Here is a 20876-nt window from a genome sequence, read left to right on the forward strand (position 1 = left end):
AAGTTTTAAACTAAAAAATATTAATTAATTATTGATTTCCTAGAATAATTGGCATACCGCTCTTTCCTGAACCAATAACAATGACTTTAGAATTTGGAGATTCAGATAATTTAACCGTAGCTTCAATTCCTTTATCTTGTAAAATCTTATCATTTAAAGACTCACTTAAAATTCTATTCGCATCAGCCTTACCTTGTGCTTCAATAATTTGTTTTTGAGCTTCTTTTTGAGCTGTAACTAATCTAAATTCATATTCTAAAGATTCTTGCTCTTGCTTTAATTTACGCTCAATAGCATCTTTAATAGTCGAAGGCAACGTTACGTCTCTAACTAAAATCTGATTTAATTGAATGTATTGATCAGATACAATATTTTTCGTTTCGTCAAAAATTTCTTGCTGAATCGCGTCACGTTTACTAGAATATAATTGCTCTGGTGTATAACGACCAACAACGCTTCTTGCTGCAGAACGAATGGCAGGAAGTAAAATACGTTCTATATACATTTCACTTTTTTCTTGATGTAGTTTTCCTAAATTTTCGAATTGTGGTTGAAACCATGCAGAAGCCTCTAATTTAATATCTAGTCCGTTAGAAGAAAGTACATTCATTTTCTCGTAAATCTCTTGTTGTCTTACTTCGTAAATAAATACTCTGTTCCAAGGGGCAACAACATGAAAACCTTCTCCTAAAGGAGGCTCATCTGTAACAACTCCGTCGTCAAATGTTCTATATAATACTCCAGCTTCCCCTGAGTTAATGGTGATAGCCGATTTTGAAATTAAAATGATTACTGCTACGATAGCAACAAGAATAGGTAATGCAATTTTAGGTAATTTATCCATTATATTTTTATTAAGTTAATCCATAATATTTTCTTATAAACCACTCTAAAGATAAGCAGAAAACTATGATTCCTAGCACATATTTCCAATCAATTAAACCTAGAGTTGTCTTTGTGCTTTTTTGAATGGTTGCGTATTTTTTATTTGAAATTAAATCATTAAAAATAGAATCATAACTACTTAACAAATAAGACTTACCGCTCGTTTTATTTGCTAATTGATTTAACTTCGTAACATTAGCATTTAGAAACTGTTGTTCGACATTATACTCTAAAATAGTAAAGGTTCCAGATTTTGAAATGTTTTCATTACTAGCCTTCACTGTAAACTCATATTCCGAGGCCAACAAATGACTTAAATCGACCTGATAATTGTTATTTTTTAGCACAAAAGGTAATTCCGTCTCCTCTCCTGTTTCCTTATTTTTTAATTTTATCTGAAGCGTTTCTCGTCCGTCGAATTCATAGTTCTTATTAAAGAACTGTGCTTTAATAACCACATTATTTACACCTTCGTAAAAGGATTCAAAATCGACAACCAATCGCGTTTTTCGTTTTGTTGAAGCCAAATACTGAACTAATTTTCCCATGAAATTATCGAACGTATTAAACGATTTTTTATTTATAAAACTCTGCGCTCGCCATTGCCATAGGTTTTCCCCCAACAATAGAGCCTCTCGCCTACCATCTGCTTCAAAAGTGGCTAATAGCGGTTGTTCGGTTGTTAAATTCCCATACTTTTTATATAATAACGTTTCGAAAGGTGTAAAAAAGGTAACCTCTCCAAATGTGGATAATAATGGTGGAAAAGATTCAAAATCTAAATCGTCTACAATAAATGTTGCATAATTAGTATTGAAAACGCCTTGATAGATTTCAGTTTGTGGTGTAATATCATGCTCGTAAGCTTTGGTCTGATTATTCAGGAAAAACCAATCTGTTTGAACTCCGGAAATTATAAATGCATTTCTATTTTCAGTTTTAATCGCATCAAAAATAAACTTAAACTGATTATTAGGCTGATACAGTATAACTAAATGAAAATCATTTAATTTAGATTTAATTTCACTTGGTTTTAAAATAGAAACCGATCGTTGCTCATTACTTTCAATACTTTTTTTAAGCATTCCTAAATCGGGATGATAATAACTAGAAATAATAGCAATATTCATGGTTTCATCTATCACTTCAACCGCGAAATTCTTAATATTGTTCGCTGTGTTTTTCTCCGTTTCTAAAGGTTTTAAATGTGCTTTATACGCCGATAGTCCCACATGATTTGCAGGTAAAGTAAACTGTAAAACTTCAGAATTTTGAGTACTGCTAAACGTTATATTTTTTGAATAAACGGTTTGTTTGCCTGCCGTAACCGTAAAGGTGGTGTTTACCGTTTCTTTCCCATTGTATACCAGAATAGTTTCAACTGGAAATTTATTCTTTAAATACGCATATTTATTTACATTAAGTTGTCTTATGCTTAAATCGACATAAGTGGTTGTATCTCCCAATATTATAGGATAAACCGGCTGTTTGTAAGATGAAAATTCATAATCAGTACCAAAAGTTTGATTTCCGTCTGTAATTAAAATTGTTGGCGCCACTTCGTCTTTATAAATATCTTGAAGCGCTTCTAAAGCTGAAGAAACATCGGTTTGTTTTTCAGAAAAAGTTAAAGAATCTGTTACATTTAAAGTGGTTCCGAAGGTGTAATATTCAATATTAAATTTTTCATTTAATTCTGAATTAGAACGGATAGATTTTAATGCCTTTTTTGCGTTATCGTCTTGTTTTAATTGCACTATAGAATTAGAATTATCTACAGCAACTAATAATTTTGGTTTTACTGTCGTTAATTTAAGCTGTTCAAACTTTGGATTAATTAACAACAACAAAACAGAAAAAATGGTGATAAACCTTAAAAAAGTAAAAAGCATGTACTGTTTAGACATGCTTTTTACTTTAAATTTATACTGAAATAAAGCTAACAAAAGCGCTACAATTCCAGCGAGAATAATATATAATATGGTTTCTGTAGGCATATATTATGTTAACATTCCACCATCTACATTTAACGTTTGTCCGGTAACATACGCACTCATATCACTTGCTAAAAACACGCATACATTTGCAACATCGTCTGGAGTCCCTCCTCTTTTTAAAGGAATTCCTGCTCTCCATCCTTTTACAGTAGCCTCGTCTAACTTAGCCGTCATTTCAGTTTCAATAAAACCTGGAGCAACAACGTTACTTCTAATGTTTCTAGAACCTAACTCTAAGGCTACAGATTTAGAAAACCCTATAATTCCTGCTTTAGATGCCGCGTAGTTAGTCTGACCTGCATTTCCTTTTACACCAACAACAGAACTCATATTAATAATAGATCCTTTACGTTGTTTAAGCATAGTACGTTGTACCGCTTTGGTCATATTAAAAACAGATTTCAAGTTTACTTCTATAACTTGATCGAAATCGTCTTCACTTATACGCATTAACAAATTGTCTTTTGTTATTCCCGCGTTATTTACTAATATATCTATACTTCCAAATTCTTTTACAACATCTTCGGCCAGAGTTTGAGCTTCATCAAAATTGGCAGCATTACTTTGGTAACCTTTAGCTTTTATTCCTAAACCATTTAATTCTTCTTCTAAAGCATTAGCTGCTTCTACAGAAGAACTATAAGTGAATGCTACGTTTGCACCATGTTGCGCAAAAACCTGAGCAATTCCTTTACCAATTCCACGGCTTGCACCTGTAATAATTGCTGTTTTTCCTTCTAATAATTTCATGTATAATTAAATAAAATATTGAATTTCAAATATACTAATTCAAAGTATGACCTTATAAAAAAACCTCACAAAAATTGTGAGGTTTTAATATCTATACGGGTTATTACTGTGAATTACATTTTAACATCAGCTGTTGTGTCGTAATTAAATAAATAATCGACATCCATTTCTTTAATTTCACCCAATTTACTAAGGGCTTTAAAATCGATATCTTTTTTATTTCCGATAACCATTATATTATAGTTTTCGCCTTTAATATTATTATTAAAGAAATCACGCAAATCACTCATCTCCATATTTTTGATGGTGTTATACATGGCTTCTCGGTTATCGTTTTCAATTCCTAATTTTTTCAAATTTTCGTAACTCCAAAATATACTCGCTTTTGTAATACGTTGCGCTGAAATTTTCTTTAAAGCGGCATCTTTAGCGGCTTCAAATTGTTCTTCTGCCTCTGGCATATCACTCATTAATGTCATCATGGCATCAACAGCTTGCTCCATTTTATTAGCTTGAGTTCCTATATAAGCTTTTACGTAATTAGACTCTTCTTTTCTATTTGCAGTGTCGTAATTTGAAAAAGCAGAGTATGCTAATGACTTAGATTCTCTAATTTCTTGGAATACAATAGACGATAAACCACTACCAAAATAAGCATTAAACAATCCAGCTGCTGCAAGATTTTCTGCATCGAAAGGCTTTCCTTTTGCCAAAAACACCATCTCCGATTGCACCATATCGTAGTCTACGAAATATACATTTCCACCAGTATCTTTTTCGATGTAGCTTGTAGCTTCAGGGTAATCCTTTAGTGGAGAATTTAATTTATGATCCTTATTTAAAGCAGCTACGGCCTGATCTAAATCTTTTCCATAATAGAAAATACGTTGTTTGTAATCTTTTATACCTTTAACAATATCTACTAATTCTTGGGGATCTTGTGATTTTAATTCGGAAGCTTTAAGAATATTCCTTAAGCGTGAATTCTCGCCATATTGACCATAATTCACTAACCCATTCCAAAGAATATTACGTTTTTGAGTTTTCCCGTTTTGTCTTCCTTTTAAAATCTTATCTACATAACTCGCATAAGCTTCTGGATCTGATTTTGCATGAGTCAATAAATTCTCTAACAACTCTAATCCCTTAGGTAAGTTTTCTTTCAATCCGCTTAAGCCAATATAAGACACATCGCTCCCAGCGCTTACATAATAATTCACACCAAGTTTGTAAAACTCTTTCTTAATGTCTTCTGCAGACATTGTATCTGTACCTATATACTCTAAAAAGCCAACAGCTAATCCTAACTTTTTGTCGTTATCGGTACCCATATCAAAAATGATATTCAGGTTAAATAAATCGTTAGTTTCATTTTCGATAAACGAAACTTTAACACCGTTATCTAAAGCCGTTTCTTTAATAGCAGATTTGTAATCTACAAATTTAGGTTGCAACGCTTCGGCTTCGATATCCTGAAAGTGATTTAAATAGTCAGAGCTTTTATCTCTATTTAAATTTACGGGTGTAATACCAGGGTTTTCAACTTTAACAACATTACTATCTTCACCTTTTCTTTTATATACAACGACATAATTATCTTGGTAAAAACGATTTGCAAAATCGACTAATTCCTGTTTTGTAATAGCTCTTAATTCATCTAAAAACTGAACCTTCTCAGACCATTTTTCATGATGAATAAAAGCATTAAAATAAGCAGAAGCCAATGCTGTACTACTTTCGTATTGTTTAGTTTGCGATAATTTTAGGTCGTTTATAGTCGCTTCAAGCAACCACTCGTCGAATTCTCCTTTTTTAACCTTATCTATTTGAGCGAAGATTAAATCCTTAACTTCATCTAAACTTTGGCCTTCCTTCGGACTTCCGTAAAATTGCTGTAAACCATAATCGTTTAAAAACATGGTATAACTTCCCGCGCGCTGCACTAACTGCTTCTGATTTAAATCTAAATCGATTAAACCTGCTTGACCATTAGATAAAACCATATTTGCAAGCGTAACAAACTTTTCGTCTTCGGTATTAACACCATTAGATCTATAACCTATAGCAATATTTTCTGATGTTGGACCAAATACCTCTCTTACTTTAGATGCCGTAATTGGCTCTTCGGTTGGAAGTACTAGGTGTGTCACTTCTTTCTTCTCTAGTTTACCGAATGTATTATTTACTTCTTGTATTGTTTTATCGAAATCTAAATCTCCAACCAATACCATGGCCATATTATTTGGCACATAATAGGTATTGAAATAATTATTAATATCGACTAAAGATGGATTTTTTAAATGATCTGAAACACCAATAGTTTGTTGCTGTCCGTATGGGTGCTTAGGAAATAAACCATCCAACAAGGCCGTGTACACTTTTCTACCATCGTCGTCTTGCGTTCTGTTGAATTCTTCGAAAACAGCTTCTAATTCTGTATGGAATAATCTTAAAACCAATTTACTAAAACGATCACTTTCTAGAGTTAACCATTTATTTAACTCGTTAGCAGGAATCTTATTTTTATACACCGTTTCTTCAAACCACGTATGTGCATTGGTTCCTGAAGCTCCCATACCACTAACCATTTTATCGTATTCGTTAGCTACGGAATAGTTTGAGGCCTCTAAAGATACTTCGTCTATTTTTTGATAAATTTCTAATTTTTTAGCCTCATCGGTTTCTGCACGATGCGCTTCGTACAAATCTGAAATTTGTTTAATATATTCTTTTTCTTTTTCCCAATCTAAAGTTCCAATTTCATCTGTTCCTTTAAATAACATATGCTCTAAATAATGAGCTAAACCTGTAGAATTACTTGGATCGTAATTAGAACCTGCACGAACTGCTATGTATGTTTGAATTTTAGGCTCGTCTGTATTCTGACTTAAATATACTTGTAAACCGTTTTCTAATGTATATAAACGTAATCCTGTGGGATCGTTATTCACTATTTCATAAGAAAATCCATTTGTGTCTTTTTTCACTTCTGACTTCACTGTTTTGTTAGTTTCATCGGTATCATTTTGCTTGCAGGCAATATTGAAAGTCGCAAGAAAACAAAGCATAACAACGATTTTAATTTGTTTCATATTCATAATTTAAAAATTAAAAAATCCGTTAACAAATTACTGTTAACGGATTTAAAACTTATAATATTATATATTTTTTAACAGTACGAATCTGCTAAAATTTTTTTGGTTTTAAGCTAATTGTGCTAAAACTTCAGCTACTTTTTTACCAATTTCTGCAGGAGAATTCACAACGTGAATACCACATGATGCCATAATTGCTTTTTTAGCTTGAGCAGTGTCATCACTACCACCTACAATAGCACCAGCGTGTCCCATTGTACGTCCAGCAGGAGCAGTTTCTCCAGCAATAAAACCAACAACTGGTTTTTTACTTCCACTAGCTTTATACCAATGTGCAGCATCTGCTTCTAATTGACCACCAATTTCACCAATCATTACAACTGCTTCAGTTTCTGGATCGTTAATTAAAAGTTCAACAGCTTCTTTAGTTGTTGTTCCAATAATTGGATCTCCACCAATACCAATTGCTGTAGTTATTCCTAAACCTTGTTTTACAACCTGGTCTGCAGCTTCATAAGTTAAAGTACCTGATTTAGATACAATACCTACAGTTCCTTTTTTAAATACGAAACCTGGCATAATACCAACTTTAGCTTCTTCTGGAGTGATTACACCTGGACAGTTTGGTCCGATAAGGCGACAATCTTTCCCTTTAATATAAGCAGCAGTTTTAATCATATCTGCTACAGGAATACCTTCTGTAATAGTTATAATAACTTTAATACCAGCATCGGCAGCTTCCATAATAGCATCTGCAGCAAAAGCTGGCGGTACAAAAATAATTGTAGTATCTGCACCTGCTTTTTCTACAGCATCTTTTACTGTATTAAAAACGGGTCTATCTAAATGGGTTTGGCCACCTTTACCAGGAGTTACACCTCCTACTACATTTGTACCATATTCAATCATTTGCTCGGCGTGAAAAGTTCCTTCACTACCAGTAAATCCTTGAACTATTATTTTTGAATTTTTGTTTACTAAAACGCTCATCTCTGTTTTGGTTTATTTTTTTTAAAGCTTCACAAAAGTAAAGTTTTAACAAGTATTTATAAAGATTTATTTATAATATTTTATTTCTAAGTAAGATTAGTGATAATTCTCTAATGTTCTTTCAATTTACTTAGAATTTCAGGGATTTTTTTCACATTGGCTAATCCCTTTAAATGTGGTCTAACTTCCTCTATAGGAGTACCCCAATAAGTTGCACCTCCTTTAACAGATTTAGTTACCCCGGTTTGCCCCATAATAACAGCTTTCGCTCCAATTACAATTCCGCTAGTCGTTCCAACCTGTCCCCATAGCGTAACTTCATCCTCTATCACTACACATCCAGCAATTCCTACTTGAGACGCTATAAGACATTTCTTACCTATTACAGTATCATGTCCAACTTGAATTTGGTTATCTAATTTAGACCCCTCTCCAATAATTGTATCTCCAGTTACTCCTTTATCAATGGTACATAACGCACCTATATGAACATTATTTTGAATTACCACACGGCCTCCAGATTTTAACTGATCGAAACCTTCTGGCCTATTCTTGTAATAGAATGCTGAAGCTCCTAAAATAGTTCCTGCATGAATCACTACATTATCGCCAATAACAGCATCGTCGTAAATACTAACATTGGAATGAATAATACAATTTTCACCAATGATTACATTATGTCCAACAAAAGTATTGGGTTGGATAATAGTCCCTTCTCCAATTTTAGCTGAATCTGAAATGTTTTTATTAGCACTTTGAAACGGCTTAAAAAATTGAGTTAATTTATTAAAATCACGAAACGGATCGTCTGAAATTAGCAGCGCTTTACCTTCTGGGCATTCTACTTCTTTATTAATTAAAATAATAGTTGCAGCAGAATTTAAGGCTTTGTCGTAATATTTAGGATGATCTACAAAAACAATATCTCCTGTTTCAACGACATGAATTTCATTCATGCCCAAAACAGGAAATTCGTCTTGTCCAACAAATTTACAATCTATAATAGTTGCAATTTGTTTTAATGTATATGTTTGAGGAAATTTCAAGATACTTATTCTTTAACGCGTTCTTTGTACGTTCCTTTATCTGTTTCTACTTTAATTTTATCACCTTCGTTAATGAATAAAGGGACATTAATTATAGCTCCAGTTTCTACAGTTGCAGGTTTAGTTGCATTCGTTGCTGTGTTACCTTTAATTCCAGGTTCTGTTGCAGTAATTTCTAAAATAACGCTAGCAGGCATATCTACTGAAAGTGGCATACCATCTTCAGAATTTATTAAAATCGTAACAACTTCTCCTTCTTTTAATAAATCTGGACTATCTAAAGCATTTACGTTTAACATGATTTGATTATAATCTTCCACATTCATAAAGTGATATAAATCACCTTCTGGATATAAATATTGAAATTTATGAGTTTCCACACGAACATCTTCTAATTTATGTCCTGCAGAGAATGTATTATCAATAACCTTACCTGTTGTTACACTTTTTAATTTTGTTCTAACAAATGCAGGTCCTTTTCCTGGTTTAACGTGTAAAAATTCAATTACTTTAAAAATATCATGATTATATCTTATACATAATCCGTTTCTAATATCTGATGTTGATGCCATTCTATTTTTTTAGTTTGATTTAAAATATCCTTTCATTATACCGCGCTGTGAATCTCTTATAAATTGAAGTATTTCATCGCGTTCTGGAGTAGCTTCCCACTCTGCTTCTATAATTTCTACTGCTTGGGTATTATTATAATTTTTTTGATATAATACACGATAAATATCCTGTACTTCTCTTATTTTTTCTGTTGTAAATCCTCTGCGTCTTAATCCGACAGAATTGATACCTACGTATGATAATGGCTCACGAGCTGCTTTTACAAATGGTGGCACATCTTTTCTTACTAAAGATCCTCCTGTTACAAAAGCATGATTTCCTACCGAACAAAATTGATGTACAGCTGTCATTCCCGCTAAAACCACATAATCTCCAACTGTAATATGTCCAGCTAAAGTACTATTATTAGAGAATATACAATTTCTACCTACGATACAATCGTGAGCAATATGGCAATACGCCATAATTAAACAATTGTCACCGATAACTGTTTTCATTCTATCGGTTGTACCTCTATTTATTGTGACACATTCGCGAATGGTAACATTGTTACCAATTACTGTTAATGTGTCTTCGTCTTTATATTTAAGATCTTGAGGAACTCCAGAAATAACTGATCCAGGGAAAATATTACAATTTTTCCCTATACGAGCACCTTCCATAATGGTAACATTACTTCCAATCCAAGTTCCTTCTCCAATTACTACATTATTATGTATCGTTGTAAACGGATCGATAACTACATTTTTTGCAATTTTCGCTCCAGGATGCACGTATGCTAATGGTTGATTCATGTGATGTTTTTTATTTTACTTTTGAAATTTGAGCCATTAATTCTGCTTCTGCACATAATTTTCCGTTTGCATAAGCGTATCCTTGCATATGGCAAATTCCTCTACGAATTGGAGTAATTAAATCACATTTAAAAATTAAAGTATCTCCAGGTACAACCTTTTGTTTGAATTTTACTTTATCAATTTTCATGAAAAATGTAAGGTAATTTTCTGGATCAGGAACCGTACTTAAAACCATAATACCTCCTGTTTGGGCCATGGCTTCAACAATTAAAACACCTGGCATTACTGGAGCTCCTGGAAAGTGACCTGCAAAAAAAGGTTCGTTCATCGTTACGTTTTTCATACCGATAACCCCTGTTGCAGACAATTCGAAAATTTTGTCAATTAGCAAGAATGGTTGTCTGTGCGGCAACATATCCATAATCTGATTAACATCCATTAAAGGCTCCTGAGACAAATCGACGTAAGGCACATTATTACGTCTTTCATTTTTAATAATTTTAGACATTTTTTTAGCAAACTGAGTGTTCACAAAATGTCCTGGTTTATTTGCGATAACCTTACCTCTAATACGTGTTCCTATTAAAGCCAAATCACCAATTACATCTAGCAATTTATGTCTAGCTGCTTCATTTGGGTGATGTAATGTTAGGTTATCTAGAATTCCATTAGGTTTTACAGTAATAGAATCCTTTTTAAAAGCAATTTTTAATTTTTCCATCGTCTCTGGAGATAATTCTTTATCTACATATACAATGGCATTATTTAAATCGCCTCCTTTTATTAATCCATGCTCTAAAAGCATTTCAATTTCGTGTAAAAAGCTAAATGTTCTAGAATCTGAAATGGTATCTTTAAAATCTGAAATCTGATTTAAAGTTGCATTTTGAGTTCCTAAAACTTTCGTTCCAAAATCGACCATAGTCGTAATTTGGTATTCTTTAGCTGGCATAAAAAGAATTTCACTACCTGTCTCTTCATTTACAAAAGAGATCACATCTGTAATTACATACTCTTCTCTAAATGCCTCTTGTTCTATAATTATAGCAGATTCTAAAGCTTCAACAAAAAACTTAGAAGACCCATCCATAATTGGAGGTTCTGCAGCACTTAATTCGATTAAAACATTATCGATATCTAAACCTACTAAGGCGGCTAAAACATGCTCGCAAGTCTGGATAATAACTCCATTTTTTTCTAAACAGGTACCACGTTCTGTATTTGTAACATAAGTTGCATCTGCCTCTATTACAGGTGCTCCTTCTAAATCCATACGTTTAAAAGCAAAACCGAAATTTTCTGGAGCAGGCTTAAAAGTTAAGGAAACATTATTACCGGTATGTAATCCAACACCATTTAGTGACACACTGTTTTTAATGGTTTTTTGTCTGTTTTCTGTAGTAACTATTGCCATTATTTTTTTTCTATTTCGTTTAATTGTTTAACTATTTTTGGTAAATTTTTAAAGTGTACATACGACTTACTAAAATCGCCTATTGCAAAGGCTGGCGATCCTTGTAAAATTTCACCATCCTTAATACTTTTATTTATTCCTGACTGCGCCTGTATTTTCACATTATTACCAATTGTAATATGTCCAACAATCCCTACTTGTCCACCAATTTGGCAATTTTCCCCAATTTTAGTCGAACCAGCAATTCCTGTTTGAGCTGCAATAACTGTATTTTTTCCAACTTCAACATTATGTGCAATCTGAATTTGATTATCCAGTTTCACACCACGTCGAATAATAGTAGAGCCTAAAGTAGCTCTATCGATAGATGTACCTGCACCAATATCTACAAAATCTTCTAAAACCACATTACCAATTTGTGGTACTTTATCATATTCTCCAGATTCATTTGGTGCAAAACCAAATCCATCGGCTCCAATTACACATCCTGAATTAATAACGCAATTGTTACCAATAACAGTTTCTGAGTAAATTTTCGCTCCTGAAAAAAGGACTGTATCATTTCCAATACTTACATTATCTCCAACGTATGTATTTGGGTAAATCTTTACATTATCTCCTATTGTTACATTTTCTCCTATATATGAAAACGCTCCAATATAAATATTATCTCCATGTTTTGAAGATTCAGCGATAAACGAAGGTTGTTCAACCCCTACTTTATTCATCTTTGCTGAATTATAAAACTCTAATAATGTTGAAAATGCTTTATAAGCATCATTCACTTTTATAAGCGTTGTATTAATAGCATGTTCTGGCTGAAATGTATTGTTTACAATGGTTATGGATGCTTTTGTAGTATATATATAAGGTGTGTATTTAGGGTTCGCTAAAAATGTTAACGCCCCTTCTATACCTTCTTCAATTTTAGATAAGGTTGAAACTTCTGTGTCAGGATTACCAACAACTTCCCCTTCTAAAATCCCTGCTATTTGTTCTGCTGTAAATTTCATCGTGGCAAAAATAGGAAAAATGTCCTAAAGTTTAGCTTTAGGATAACATATATAATATTTAGTAACTGGTTTTGAAAGCGCTTTTAGGTTTAATTGATCCGACGCCTTCACGATATCTTCTATCTTTCCAGACTTATATAATATCTTTATTTGTTGTCCGTTTTGTTGATAAGCTTGATTTGTAATTTCACCTTTAAAGACAAAATAATCCGCTTCTGCCTCACTAATATCAAAAGCAGCCATCATTTCTTTCTCCTGAGCTTTTAACTCACTTTTCTTTATTTTTTTCTTCTTTACTTTGATTTTCAACAAATCTCTATTCAAAATCATTTCACACAGATTACGAAGTACGAAATCGTCGTGATATTGCCATTCTTTCATTGCCGAAATAATATCATAATCGTCTAACTTAGCAAAAGTTTCAAGCGTATGCATGTCAAAATTAGTTTCATTAATTTCTGTTTTTAAAAAATAAGAAAGCGCTCTACTTGCTACTAAATCTACGTTGTTATGCGATAATTCTTTAGCACGTTTAAGGACTCGAATTAATAACTGTTCTGCAACAACACTTGTTTTATGTAAATAGACTTGCCAATACATTAATCGTCTAGCAACAAGAAATTTTTCGACACTATAAATGCCTTTATTTTCTACGACCAATTCATCGTCCACAACGCTTAACATGGTAATTAAACGCTCACTATTTATATTACCTTCGGCTACTCCTGTATAAAAACTATCACGTTTTAAATAATCGGCGCGATCCATATCTAATTGCGACGAAATTAATTGACACATAAAGTTTCTGTGGTATTCGCCTTTAAAGATGGAGATGGCCAGCGTTAAACTTCCGTTAAATTCGTCGTTCAATTTCTCCATAAAAAGCAACGAAATCTGCTCGTGAGAGATGCTACTTACAATACTATGTTCCATAGCGTGAGAAAACGGACCATGACCAATATCGTGTAAAAGGATCGCTATATTTAGAGCAATTTCTTCATCGTCAGATATGCTAACCCCTTTAAAACGAAGTACATTAATAGCTTTCTGCATTAAATGCATACAACCTATAGCATGATGAAAACGCGTATGATGTGCGCCTGGGTAGACCAAATAAGACATTCCCATTTGAGTAATTCGTCTTAAGCGCTGAAAATATTTATGCTCAATTAAATCGAATATTAAAGAATTTGGTATGGTAATAAATCCGTAAATTGGATCGTTTAATATTTTAAGTTTATTCATCTATATGGTTTAGAAATGCTTAAGATGATCTTCTAGAATGTTTAAAAAATCACAATAATATTACAAATATAACGATATGAATAAGATAAATATACTTTGGGTTGATGATGAAATTGATTTACTTAAACCACATATTCTTTTTTTAGAGAAAAAAAATTACTTGGTTACGAAATGTAACAGTGGTACTGAAGCACTTGAGGTATTAGAAAGTAACAAATTCGATATTGTTTTTCTAGATGAAAACATGCCAGGGTTGACAGGTCTGGAAACTTTAAATGAAATTAAAGAAATGGACAATACGCTTCCTGTGGTTATGATTACCAAGAGTGAAGAAGAGTATATTATGGAAGAAGCGATTGGAAATAAAATCGCCGACTACCTTATTAAACCTGTAAATCCGAATCAGATTTTATTGAGCTTAAAGAAGAATCTCGACCACTCGCGATTAATTTCGGAAAAGACAACATCCAACTATCAGCAAGAATTTAGAAAAATTGCGATGGACTTAATGTCGGTTAATACCTTCGAAGAATGGTCTAGCTTATATCAGAAATTGGTGTATTGGGAAATTCAATTAGAAAATATTGAAGATGCTGGTATGTTCGAAATTTTAGAATCTCAGAAATCTGAGGCAAATGCTTTATTTGGGAAATTTATAGATAAGAATTATGCCGATTGGTTCGAGCCAAATACAGAAGCTCCAACCATGTCGCATACCTTATTTAAAAATAAAATTGTTCCAGAACTAAGTAAAGAACAACCTACTCTACTTGTTGTTATCGATAATTTACGATACGACCAGTGGAAATCTTTTGAACCTTTTATTGCTCCTCATTATAAAAAGGAAACCGAAAATACCTTTTATAGTATCCTTCCAACAGCGACGCAATACGCTAGAAATGCCATTTTCTCGGGACTTATGCCTAGCGATATGGAAAAACTACATCCTAACTATTGGAAAAATGATACCGATGAAGGTGGAAAAAACTTATTCGAAGCAGAGTTTCTTCAAGCGCAAATGAAACGATTAGGACTACAGGATTTAACTTGCGAATACCACAAAATTACCAACCTTAAAAATGGTAAAAAATTAGTCGATAATTTTAAAAGCCAGAAAAACAACGACCTTACTGTTGTGGTTTATAATTTTGTAGATATGTTATCGCATGCCAAGACCGAAATGGATGTTGTAAAAGAGTTAGCATCTAACGATAAAGCTTATCGCTCTTTAACACAAAGTTGGTTCAAGAATTCTCCACTTTTTGAAATCATTCAGCAAGCACAACAATTAGGATTCAAATTGATATTAACTACAGACCACGGAACTATTAATGTTAAGAATCCGTCTAAAGTGGTTGGAGATCGCGACACCTCTTTAAATTTAAGATACAAAACAGGAAGAAGTTTAACTTACGAGTCTAAGGATGTTTTGGAATTTAAAAACCCCAAAACAGTTCATTTACCAAGTATTACCATGAGTAGCTCGTTTATATTTGCGAAAAGTGATTTCTTTTTTGCCTACCCTAATAATTACAATCATTATGTAAGTTACTTTAGGAACACGTATCAACACGGTGGTGTTTCGCTAGAAGAAATGATAATTCCTTTTGTAGTTTTGAATCCGAAATAAACCTGTTTTCAACTACTTTTTATATCTATTTCATTAATGATATATCACTAGTGATTTCAAATTTTATTACTTATAATTGCACCTCTATGCTATGTTAAAAATGAAAGAATACCATATAAATGAATTAGAGGACGTTGCGAAATCTATACTTGAAAAAGCAACATCTAAAACCATATTATTTTATGGGGAGATGGGAACTGGAAAGACAACATTAATTAAAGCCCTTGTAAAACTGTTAGGGTGTGAAGACGATGTAAGCAGTCCGACATTTTCAATTGTTAACGAATATAGCATAACAGATGGTTTAGTCTATCATTTTGACTTTTACAGATTAAACGATGAAGAAGAAGCGTATAACTTTGGAATAGAAGATTACTTAGATTCTGGCGCTTGGATTTTTATAGAGTGGCCAGAAAAGGTGAAAAACATTTTAGAAAATGAACCGTGTAATCGTTTAAAGATTGATCGTATAGATTCAGAAACCAGAACATTAACATTTAATATCAATTAAAAATTTAGTGCCAAAACAGAACTTTAAAACTCTTGATTTAGCGAATACTAATAATAGTACGGTTTTACCGTAATGCACTTTACCCAAAACAGCTGTTTTTAACATAATTTTAACATATTGACGAAAATCTAAGTGACTCTTTCGATATCTTTGGATTATTAATTAATTAAATCCCTTAAAATTATGAGAACTAAAAAGTATTTAATCGCAATGGCAATTTTTGGAGGCATGTTTTTTACTGCTCAGGCAACGAACTTAATAAACTTAAATGAGCAAGAAACACCACAAATTGAAAAATGGAGAATTAAAATTCCAACTCACGGATAAAAAAAGTCTAATAATAGGGAGTATCATCGCTACATTTATTGCTACTACTCCCTATCTATTTTATTTATATGAAAATGTTCCACAACAAGCAAAATGGACCAATTTTCTTTTCACTTACGAAAGCAAATTTTATGGTAGTATAGACATAGTTGCGTGGACTATTACAGGAAAATTAATTCCTTTATTATTATTACTAATTTGGTTTTTCACCTGCCGTCATTGGTGGTACCATGTACTTTTAGTACCTATAGCAATGTATGCTTTTCAAATTTTCACTGTAATAAATGACGACATACAATATGTAGATAGTAATCAAATTTTCTATTTGTTACCTATTATGGCAATCATAATTCCATCTATATATTTAATTAGGGCTCAAATATTTAATCAGGTGAATACAGTAAACAAAACGTTTCAAGAACTTGAAGACGAATTCAAACTATCACCCAAAGGCCTTAAAGACAAGATTAAAGATTATTTTTAAATTTAGATTTATGCAATCAAATTATTATTTGTAATTTGATTGCATATTATTTTGTAAAAAAAACATGTCTAAATCATTTTCTCCGTTCACCCATCAGCAGTTAATTCCACAAGAAGAAACGCTTGAAGTTTTCAAAAACAAGGGCAATTTATTTATTGGTATCCCTAAAGAATCTGCTTATCAAGAAAAACGAGTTTGCTTAACTCCAGATGCCGTATCTGCATTGATTTGTAATGGTCATCGTGTTTTAATGGAGGCTGGCGCAGGTTTAGGTGCAAATTTTACAGACAAAGATTATAGCGAAGCTGGTGCAGAAATAACTAAAGATACTGCTAAAGTTTTTTCTTGCCCAATGATTCTTAAAGTAGAACCGCCTTCCCTAGCACAAATAGATCTTCTTAATCCCCGAACTATTTTAATTTCCGCATTACAATTAAAGACTCAAAATAAAAAATATTTTGAAGCTTTAGCCACAAAGCGTATTACAGCATTAGCTTTTGAGTTTATTCGCGACGATGACGGTCATTATCCAGCAGTACGCTCCTTAAGTGAGATCGCAGGAACAGGCGCAGTAATTATTGCATCCGAATTACTATCCAATCTTAGTGAAGGAAATGGGTTGTTATTTGGAAATATTTGTGGTGTTCCTCCTGTCGAGGTTGTCATAATAGGTGCAGGAACTGTTGGCGAGTTTGCAGCTAGAAGTGCAATTGGTTTAGGTGCTAATGTAAAGGTATTTGATAATTCTATTTCTAAACTTAGACGTATTCAAACCAATTTGGGACGTCCTATTTATACTTCAACGGTACAACCAAAAAACCTAACCAAAGCCTTAAAACGTTGCGATGTTGCTATTGGTGCCGTAAGAGGAAAATCTAGATCACCAATTATAGTAACAGAATCCATGGTGCAATCCATGAAAAAAGGAGCTGTAATTATGGATGTTAGTATCGATATGGGCGGGTGTTTTGAAACAAGTGAAGTCACTTCGCATAAATTTCCGACTTTTAATAAACATGGCGTTATACATTATTGTGTTCCTAATATCCCTGCTCGTTTCGCTAGAACGGCCTCTATATCAATAAGTAATATTTTCACACCTTACCTTTTAAAGATTGCTGAAGAAGGTGGTTTAGAAAATTCTTTGAGATTTGAGAAAGGTTTAAAAAATGGGTTGTACTTTTATCACGGTATTTTAACAAATCGTTCGGTTGGCGAATGGTTTGATTTAAAATATAGCGATATTAATCTCTTAATTTTTTAAATGACACTTATACAACGTATTGGATATTATCTTGGAGGATTTTCTCTAGGACTTATGCTTTTAGCCTTTTTTTTAAGCGGTAAAAAAACATCTTGCAGTTACGGGCTAGACGCTCGTGTAATTAAAAACATTAACACTAAACAGATCGTTTATAGCGAAAAGGCCCAAACTATTATTAAAGACAAGCAATTAGATACTATTATTTTAACTCATGTTTTAAGAAAGGGAGATGTCGATTTCTCGAAAAGTGAAACGACTACAAAACCCTGTAAAACCTATTATTTGGACGGAACTTTCGACAAAAAATCAATTGCTCTTGTTGTGAAAAATTGTGATAAAACAGCCACTATAGAAGATATTCAAATCTTGGACTAGAACATTATAAAACAAAAAAAGACTGTTCGTATAGACAGTCTTTTTTTATTTTGATATTATTATTATTATTATTTTCTTCTTCTCTTTTTCTCTTTAGACAACAAATTAAGCTCCCTACCAGTTTGTCCAGCAACAGACGTGTTTTCTTCCGCGCGCCTAATTAAGTACGGCATCACGTCTTTTACGGGGCCAAATGGAACATATTTCGCCACATTATAACCTAAATTAGAAAGATTAAAACTGATGTGATCACTCATACCGTATAACTGACCAAACCAAACACGCTTATCCGAATTCTCAATGCCTTTTTCTTTCATTAAATCCATAAGATAATAGGAACTTAATTCATTATGCGTGCCATTAAAAATAGACATGTCAGTCAAATTATCCATCATATAGGATACCGCTGCATTAAAATTTAAATCAGTTGCGGCCTTACTTTCACAAATAGGAGTTGGATAACCCTTTTTTTCAGCCCTTTCGTTTTCCTTTTCCATATAAGCACCTCGGACTAATTTATAGCCCAAATAAAAACCTTCTAACTTCGCCAGTTTGTGTTGCTCTTTTAAAAAGTCTAAACGATCATGACGATACATTTGCAACGTATTAAAAACAATAGGTTTTTCGGTGTTATACTTACGCATCAATTCGGTAATTAAATGATCTGCTGCGTTTTGCATCCAACTTTCTTCAGCATCAATTAAAACAGAAACATCTCTGTTTTTAGCAGCTTTACAAACCGTTTCAAAACGATTTAGCACACGATTCCATTCCTCTGATTCCTTATCTGTTAATTTATCATGATTTCCAATCTTTTCATATAATGCTATTCTACCGAAACCTGAGGGTTTAAATACAGCAATAGGAATAGATTTACGCTCCTCAGCAAAATTTATGATTTTTAAAGTAATTCTTAAAGCCGCATCAAATTCTTCTTCATTTTCTTTTCCTTCCACTGAATAATCTAAAACAGAACTTACACCTTTTTCATACATTTTGTCGATAACAGGTAAACAGTTCTCTTCACTAACCCCACCACAAAAATGGTCAAAAACCGTTGCCCTTATTAAACCTTCTACAGGTAATTTCGCTTTTATAGCAAAATGTGTAGCAGCCGTTCCAATACGAACTAAAGGTTCGATTGAAATCATTTTGAAAAGAAAATATGCTCTTTCCAACTCTGAATCGCTTTTTAATGCAAAAGCAATCTCAGTATTATCAAAAAGTGTGTTGTTATTCATTCAATTTCATAATTTTTGCAAATATAACGAAGCCGAACTTAGTTATTTCTAAAAAACTCCTTATTTTCACATCTATTTTTACATCAATTTTTACATCAATTTTTATGAAAACTATAGATACTAAAACCTATAAAATTCACTTTAACTTAAGTGCATATAAACATATAAATAATTATATAGAAGATAGCAATCCTTCAACTATTTTTATTTTAGTCGATCAAAATACACACGAGCTTTGTTTACCACATTTATTAGCTGAAATTAGTACAACTACGACCATTGAAATCGTTGAAATTGAAGCCGGCGAAATCAATAAAACAATAGAAACTTGTGTTGGTGTTTGGAACGTACTTTCGGAACTTGGCGCAGATAGAAAAAGCCTTGTTATAAATTTAGGTGGAGGCGTAATTACCGATTTAGGTGGTTTTGTAGCTTCTACATTTAAACGTGGTATTGCATTTATTAACATCCCTACTACCCTATTATCTATGGTTGATGCTTCTGTTGGTGGAAAAACAGGTGTAGATTTAGGAACGCTTAAAAACCAGATTGGAGTTATTAACACCCCAGAAATGGTAATTATCGATTCTACTTATCTTAAAACATTAGCGCAAAGTGAAATGCGTTCAGGATTAGCCGAAATGCTTAAACATGGTTTAATTCAAGACAAACTGTACTGGGATAAATTTAAAGACCTATCGCTATTGGACATGGATAATTTAGATGAATTGATTTACGAATCTATCCAAATTAAAAAACATGTAGTAGATATCGATCCCAGAGAAAACGGATTAAGAAAAACACTTAATTACGGGCATACTATTGGTCACGCTATTGAGTCTTACTACTTAAGTGACCCACACAAAAAAGATTTACTTCACGGAGAAGCTGTTGCTATTGGAATGATTCTAGCCTCTTATATTTCAACCAAACTTTCAGGATTAAGCGAAGCTGAAAACACCGAGATTAAAGATGTAATCAATAATATTTACGATTATGTAGAAATTGATGAATCGGATTACGAGCCAATCATTGAGCTTTTAAAATACGACAAGAAAAATTCTCATGGAAATATAAATTTCGTACTACTTACAGCTATTGGAGATACTAAAATTGATTGTTTAGTGTCTAACGAATTAATTATTGAGGCGTTAAATTATTATAACGCTACTTATTAATACAAAATAATTTGTAAATTTAGTAATACCAAAAAGAAGCACTACTTAACAATACTAGTAA

The 20876-nt window shown here is 32.7% G+C and carries 19 protein-coding genes; 7 read left to right on the forward strand and 12 right to left on the reverse strand.

All coding sequences use genetic code 11. The annotated features are described in order from the left end of the window. Positions 1-28: 28 nt before the first annotated feature. The 11 genes from ACFFVB_RS11555 to ACFFVB_RS11605 all read right to left on the reverse strand — a co-directional run bounded on the left by ACFFVB_RS11555 (position 29) and on the right by ACFFVB_RS11605 (position 13805). Positions 29-844, reverse strand: a complete 816-nt coding sequence (locus tag ACFFVB_RS11555; RefSeq protein ID WP_382382962.1) for a prohibitin family protein — start codon at positions 842-844, stop codon at positions 29-31. 10 nt (positions 845-854) lie between these two features. Next, the gene (locus ACFFVB_RS11560) at positions 855-2882 is read right to left on the reverse strand and encodes a VWA domain-containing protein (RefSeq protein ID WP_382382964.1); all 2028 of its coding nucleotides are present in this window, start codon (positions 2880-2882) and stop codon (positions 855-857) included. Positions 2883-2885: 3 nt separating this feature from the next. Beyond that, positions 2886-3632 (reverse strand): 3-oxoacyl-[acyl-carrier-protein] reductase, encoded by a 747-nt coding sequence (gene fabG, locus ACFFVB_RS11565; protein WP_382382965.1) that lies wholly within the window; start codon positions 3630-3632, stop codon positions 2886-2888. Positions 3633-3745: 113 nt separating this feature from the next. After that, complete coding sequence (locus ACFFVB_RS11570; protein ID WP_382382966.1) at positions 3746-6724, reverse strand: M16 family metallopeptidase; 2979 nt, start codon at positions 6722-6724, stop codon at positions 3746-3748. Positions 6725-6835: 111 nt separating this feature from the next. Then, positions 6836-7717 (reverse strand): succinate--CoA ligase subunit alpha, encoded by an 882-nt coding sequence (gene sucD / locus ACFFVB_RS11575; RefSeq protein ID WP_382382968.1) that lies wholly within the window; start codon positions 7715-7717, stop codon positions 6836-6838. A 110-nt stretch (positions 7718-7827) separates the two neighbouring features. After that, positions 7828-8763 carry a UDP-3-O-(3-hydroxymyristoyl)glucosamine N-acyltransferase gene (locus ACFFVB_RS11580; protein ID WP_382382969.1) on the reverse strand — a complete coding sequence of 312 codons (936 nt, stop codon included), beginning with the start codon at positions 8761-8763 and terminating at the stop codon, positions 7828-7830. Positions 8764-8768: 5 nt separating this feature from the next. Continuing rightward, positions 8769-9335 carry an elongation factor P gene (gene efp, locus ACFFVB_RS11585; protein ID WP_382382971.1) on the reverse strand — a complete coding sequence of 189 codons (567 nt, stop codon included), beginning with the start codon at positions 9333-9335 and terminating at the stop codon, positions 8769-8771. A 9-nt stretch (positions 9336-9344) separates the two neighbouring features. Further along, the gene (gene lpxA, locus ACFFVB_RS11590; protein ID WP_382382972.1) at positions 9345-10130 is read right to left on the reverse strand and encodes an acyl-ACP--UDP-N-acetylglucosamine O-acyltransferase; all 786 of its coding nucleotides are present in this window, start codon (positions 10128-10130) and stop codon (positions 9345-9347) included. 10 nt (positions 10131-10140) lie between these two features. Further along, on the reverse strand, positions 10141-11547 hold the full coding sequence (locus tag ACFFVB_RS11595; protein WP_382382973.1) for a bifunctional UDP-3-O-[3-hydroxymyristoyl] N-acetylglucosamine deacetylase/3-hydroxyacyl-ACP dehydratase: 1407 nt from the start codon (positions 11545-11547) through the stop codon (positions 10141-10143). After that, the gene (gene lpxD / locus ACFFVB_RS11600) at positions 11547-12560 is read right to left on the reverse strand and encodes a UDP-3-O-(3-hydroxymyristoyl)glucosamine N-acyltransferase (protein WP_382382975.1); all 1014 of its coding nucleotides are present in this window, start codon (positions 12558-12560) and stop codon (positions 11547-11549) included. Before lpxD ends, ACFFVB_RS11595 begins: the two co-directional genes overlap by 1 nt. A 24-nt stretch (positions 12561-12584) precedes the next feature. Then, the gene (locus ACFFVB_RS11605) at positions 12585-13805 is read right to left on the reverse strand and encodes an HD domain-containing protein (RefSeq protein ID WP_382382976.1); all 1221 of its coding nucleotides are present in this window, start codon (positions 13803-13805) and stop codon (positions 12585-12587) included. Positions 13806-13881: 76 nt separating this feature from the next. On the opposite strand from ACFFVB_RS11605, the gene porX reads away from it, so the two are divergent. The 6 genes from porX (at position 13882) to ACFFVB_RS11635 (ending at position 18396) form a co-directional block, all read left to right on the forward strand. Then, positions 13882-15435, forward strand: coding sequence for a T9SS response regulator signal transducer PorX (gene porX, locus ACFFVB_RS11610; RefSeq protein WP_382382977.1), 1554 nt, complete (start codon positions 13882-13884; stop codon positions 15433-15435). Between the two features lie 100 nt (positions 15436-15535). Further along, positions 15536-15946 (forward strand): tRNA (adenosine(37)-N6)-threonylcarbamoyltransferase complex ATPase subunit type 1 TsaE, encoded by a 411-nt coding sequence (gene tsaE / locus ACFFVB_RS11615; protein ID WP_382382978.1) that lies wholly within the window; start codon positions 15536-15538, stop codon positions 15944-15946. A 183-nt stretch (positions 15947-16129) separates the two neighbouring features. Further along, a complete protein-coding gene (locus ACFFVB_RS11620) occupies positions 16130-16273 on the forward strand; it encodes a hypothetical protein (RefSeq protein WP_382382979.1) in 144 nt (47 codons plus the stop codon). Beyond that, positions 16236-16757 carry a hypothetical protein gene (locus ACFFVB_RS11625; protein ID WP_382382980.1) on the forward strand — a complete coding sequence of 174 codons (522 nt, stop codon included), beginning with the start codon at positions 16236-16238 and terminating at the stop codon, positions 16755-16757. Before ACFFVB_RS11620 ends, ACFFVB_RS11625 begins: the two co-directional genes overlap by 38 nt. A gap of 64 nt (positions 16758-16821) precedes the next feature. After that, on the forward strand, positions 16822-18021 hold the full coding sequence (locus ACFFVB_RS11630) for an alanine dehydrogenase (RefSeq protein ID WP_382382981.1): 1200 nt from the start codon (positions 16822-16824) through the stop codon (positions 18019-18021). Continuing rightward, positions 18022-18396, forward strand: a complete 375-nt coding sequence (locus ACFFVB_RS11635) for a hypothetical protein (RefSeq protein ID WP_382382982.1) — start codon at positions 18022-18024, stop codon at positions 18394-18396. It begins immediately after the preceding gene. A 68-nt stretch (positions 18397-18464) separates the two neighbouring features. On the opposite strand, the gene ACFFVB_RS11640 is transcribed toward ACFFVB_RS11635, so the two are convergent. Further along, entirely contained in the window at positions 18465-19637 is a 1173-nt protein-coding gene (locus ACFFVB_RS11640) for a proline dehydrogenase family protein (protein WP_382382984.1), read from the reverse strand. Between the two features lie 104 nt (positions 19638-19741). Between ACFFVB_RS11640 and aroB the strand changes: the two genes are divergently transcribed. Next, on the forward strand, positions 19742-20815 hold the full coding sequence (gene aroB / locus ACFFVB_RS11645; RefSeq protein ID WP_382382986.1) for a 3-dehydroquinate synthase: 1074 nt from the start codon (positions 19742-19744) through the stop codon (positions 20813-20815). Positions 20816-20876 lie beyond the last annotated feature (61 nt).

Origin of the sequence: Formosa undariae (assembly GCF_042427615.1) — a bacterium.
Taxonomy (GTDB): Bacteria; Bacteroidota; Bacteroidia; order Flavobacteriales; family Flavobacteriaceae; genus Formosa; species Formosa undariae.

What these genes read in the sequence shown, in the direction of transcription:
- aroB (WP_382382986.1), top strand. Translation starts at nt 19,742, where the DNA reads ATGAAAACTATAGATACTAAAACCTATAAAATTCACTTTAACTTAAGT.
- fabG (WP_382382965.1), bottom strand. Translation starts at nt 3,632, where the DNA reads ATGAAATTATTAGAAGGAAAAACAGCAATTATTACAGGTGCAAGCCGT.
- efp (WP_382382971.1), bottom strand. Translation starts at nt 9,335, where the DNA reads ATGGCATCAACATCAGATATTAGAAACGGATTATGTATAAGATATAAT.
- ACFFVB_RS11570 (WP_382382966.1), bottom strand. Translation starts at nt 6,724, where the DNA reads ATGAAACAAATTAAAATCGTTGTTATGCTTTGTTTTCTTGCGACTTTC.
- tsaE (WP_382382978.1), top strand. Translation starts at nt 15,536, where the DNA reads ATGAAAGAATACCATATAAATGAATTAGAGGACGTTGCGAAATCTATA.
- lpxA (WP_382382972.1), bottom strand. Translation starts at nt 10,130, where the DNA reads ATGAATCAACCATTAGCATACGTGCATCCTGGAGCGAAAATTGCAAAA.
- ACFFVB_RS11640 (WP_382382984.1), bottom strand. Translation starts at nt 19,637, where the DNA reads ATGAATAACAACACACTTTTTGATAATACTGAGATTGCTTTTGCATTA.
- lpxD (WP_382382975.1), bottom strand. Translation starts at nt 12,560, where the DNA reads ATGAAATTTACAGCAGAACAAATAGCAGGGATTTTAGAAGGGGAAGTT.
- sucD (WP_382382968.1), bottom strand. Translation starts at nt 7,717, where the DNA reads ATGAGCGTTTTAGTAAACAAAAATTCAAAAATAATAGTTCAAGGATTT.
- ACFFVB_RS11555 (WP_382382962.1), bottom strand. Translation starts at nt 844, where the DNA reads ATGGATAAATTACCTAAAATTGCATTACCTATTCTTGTTGCTATCGTA.
- ACFFVB_RS11635 (WP_382382982.1), top strand. Translation starts at nt 18,022, where the DNA reads ATGACACTTATACAACGTATTGGATATTATCTTGGAGGATTTTCTCTA.
- ACFFVB_RS11595 (WP_382382973.1), bottom strand. Translation starts at nt 11,547, where the DNA reads ATGGCAATAGTTACTACAGAAAACAGACAAAAAACCATTAAAAACAGT.
- ACFFVB_RS11605 (WP_382382976.1), bottom strand. Translation starts at nt 13,805, where the DNA reads ATGAATAAACTTAAAATATTAAACGATCCAATTTACGGATTTATTACC.
- ACFFVB_RS11560 (WP_382382964.1), bottom strand. Translation starts at nt 2,882, where the DNA reads ATGCCTACAGAAACCATATTATATATTATTCTCGCTGGAATTGTAGCG.
- porX (WP_382382977.1), top strand. Translation starts at nt 13,882, where the DNA reads ATGAATAAGATAAATATACTTTGGGTTGATGATGAAATTGATTTACTT.
- ACFFVB_RS11620 (WP_382382979.1), top strand. Translation starts at nt 16,130, where the DNA reads ATGAGAACTAAAAAGTATTTAATCGCAATGGCAATTTTTGGAGGCATG.
- ACFFVB_RS11630 (WP_382382981.1), top strand. Translation starts at nt 16,822, where the DNA reads ATGTCTAAATCATTTTCTCCGTTCACCCATCAGCAGTTAATTCCACAA.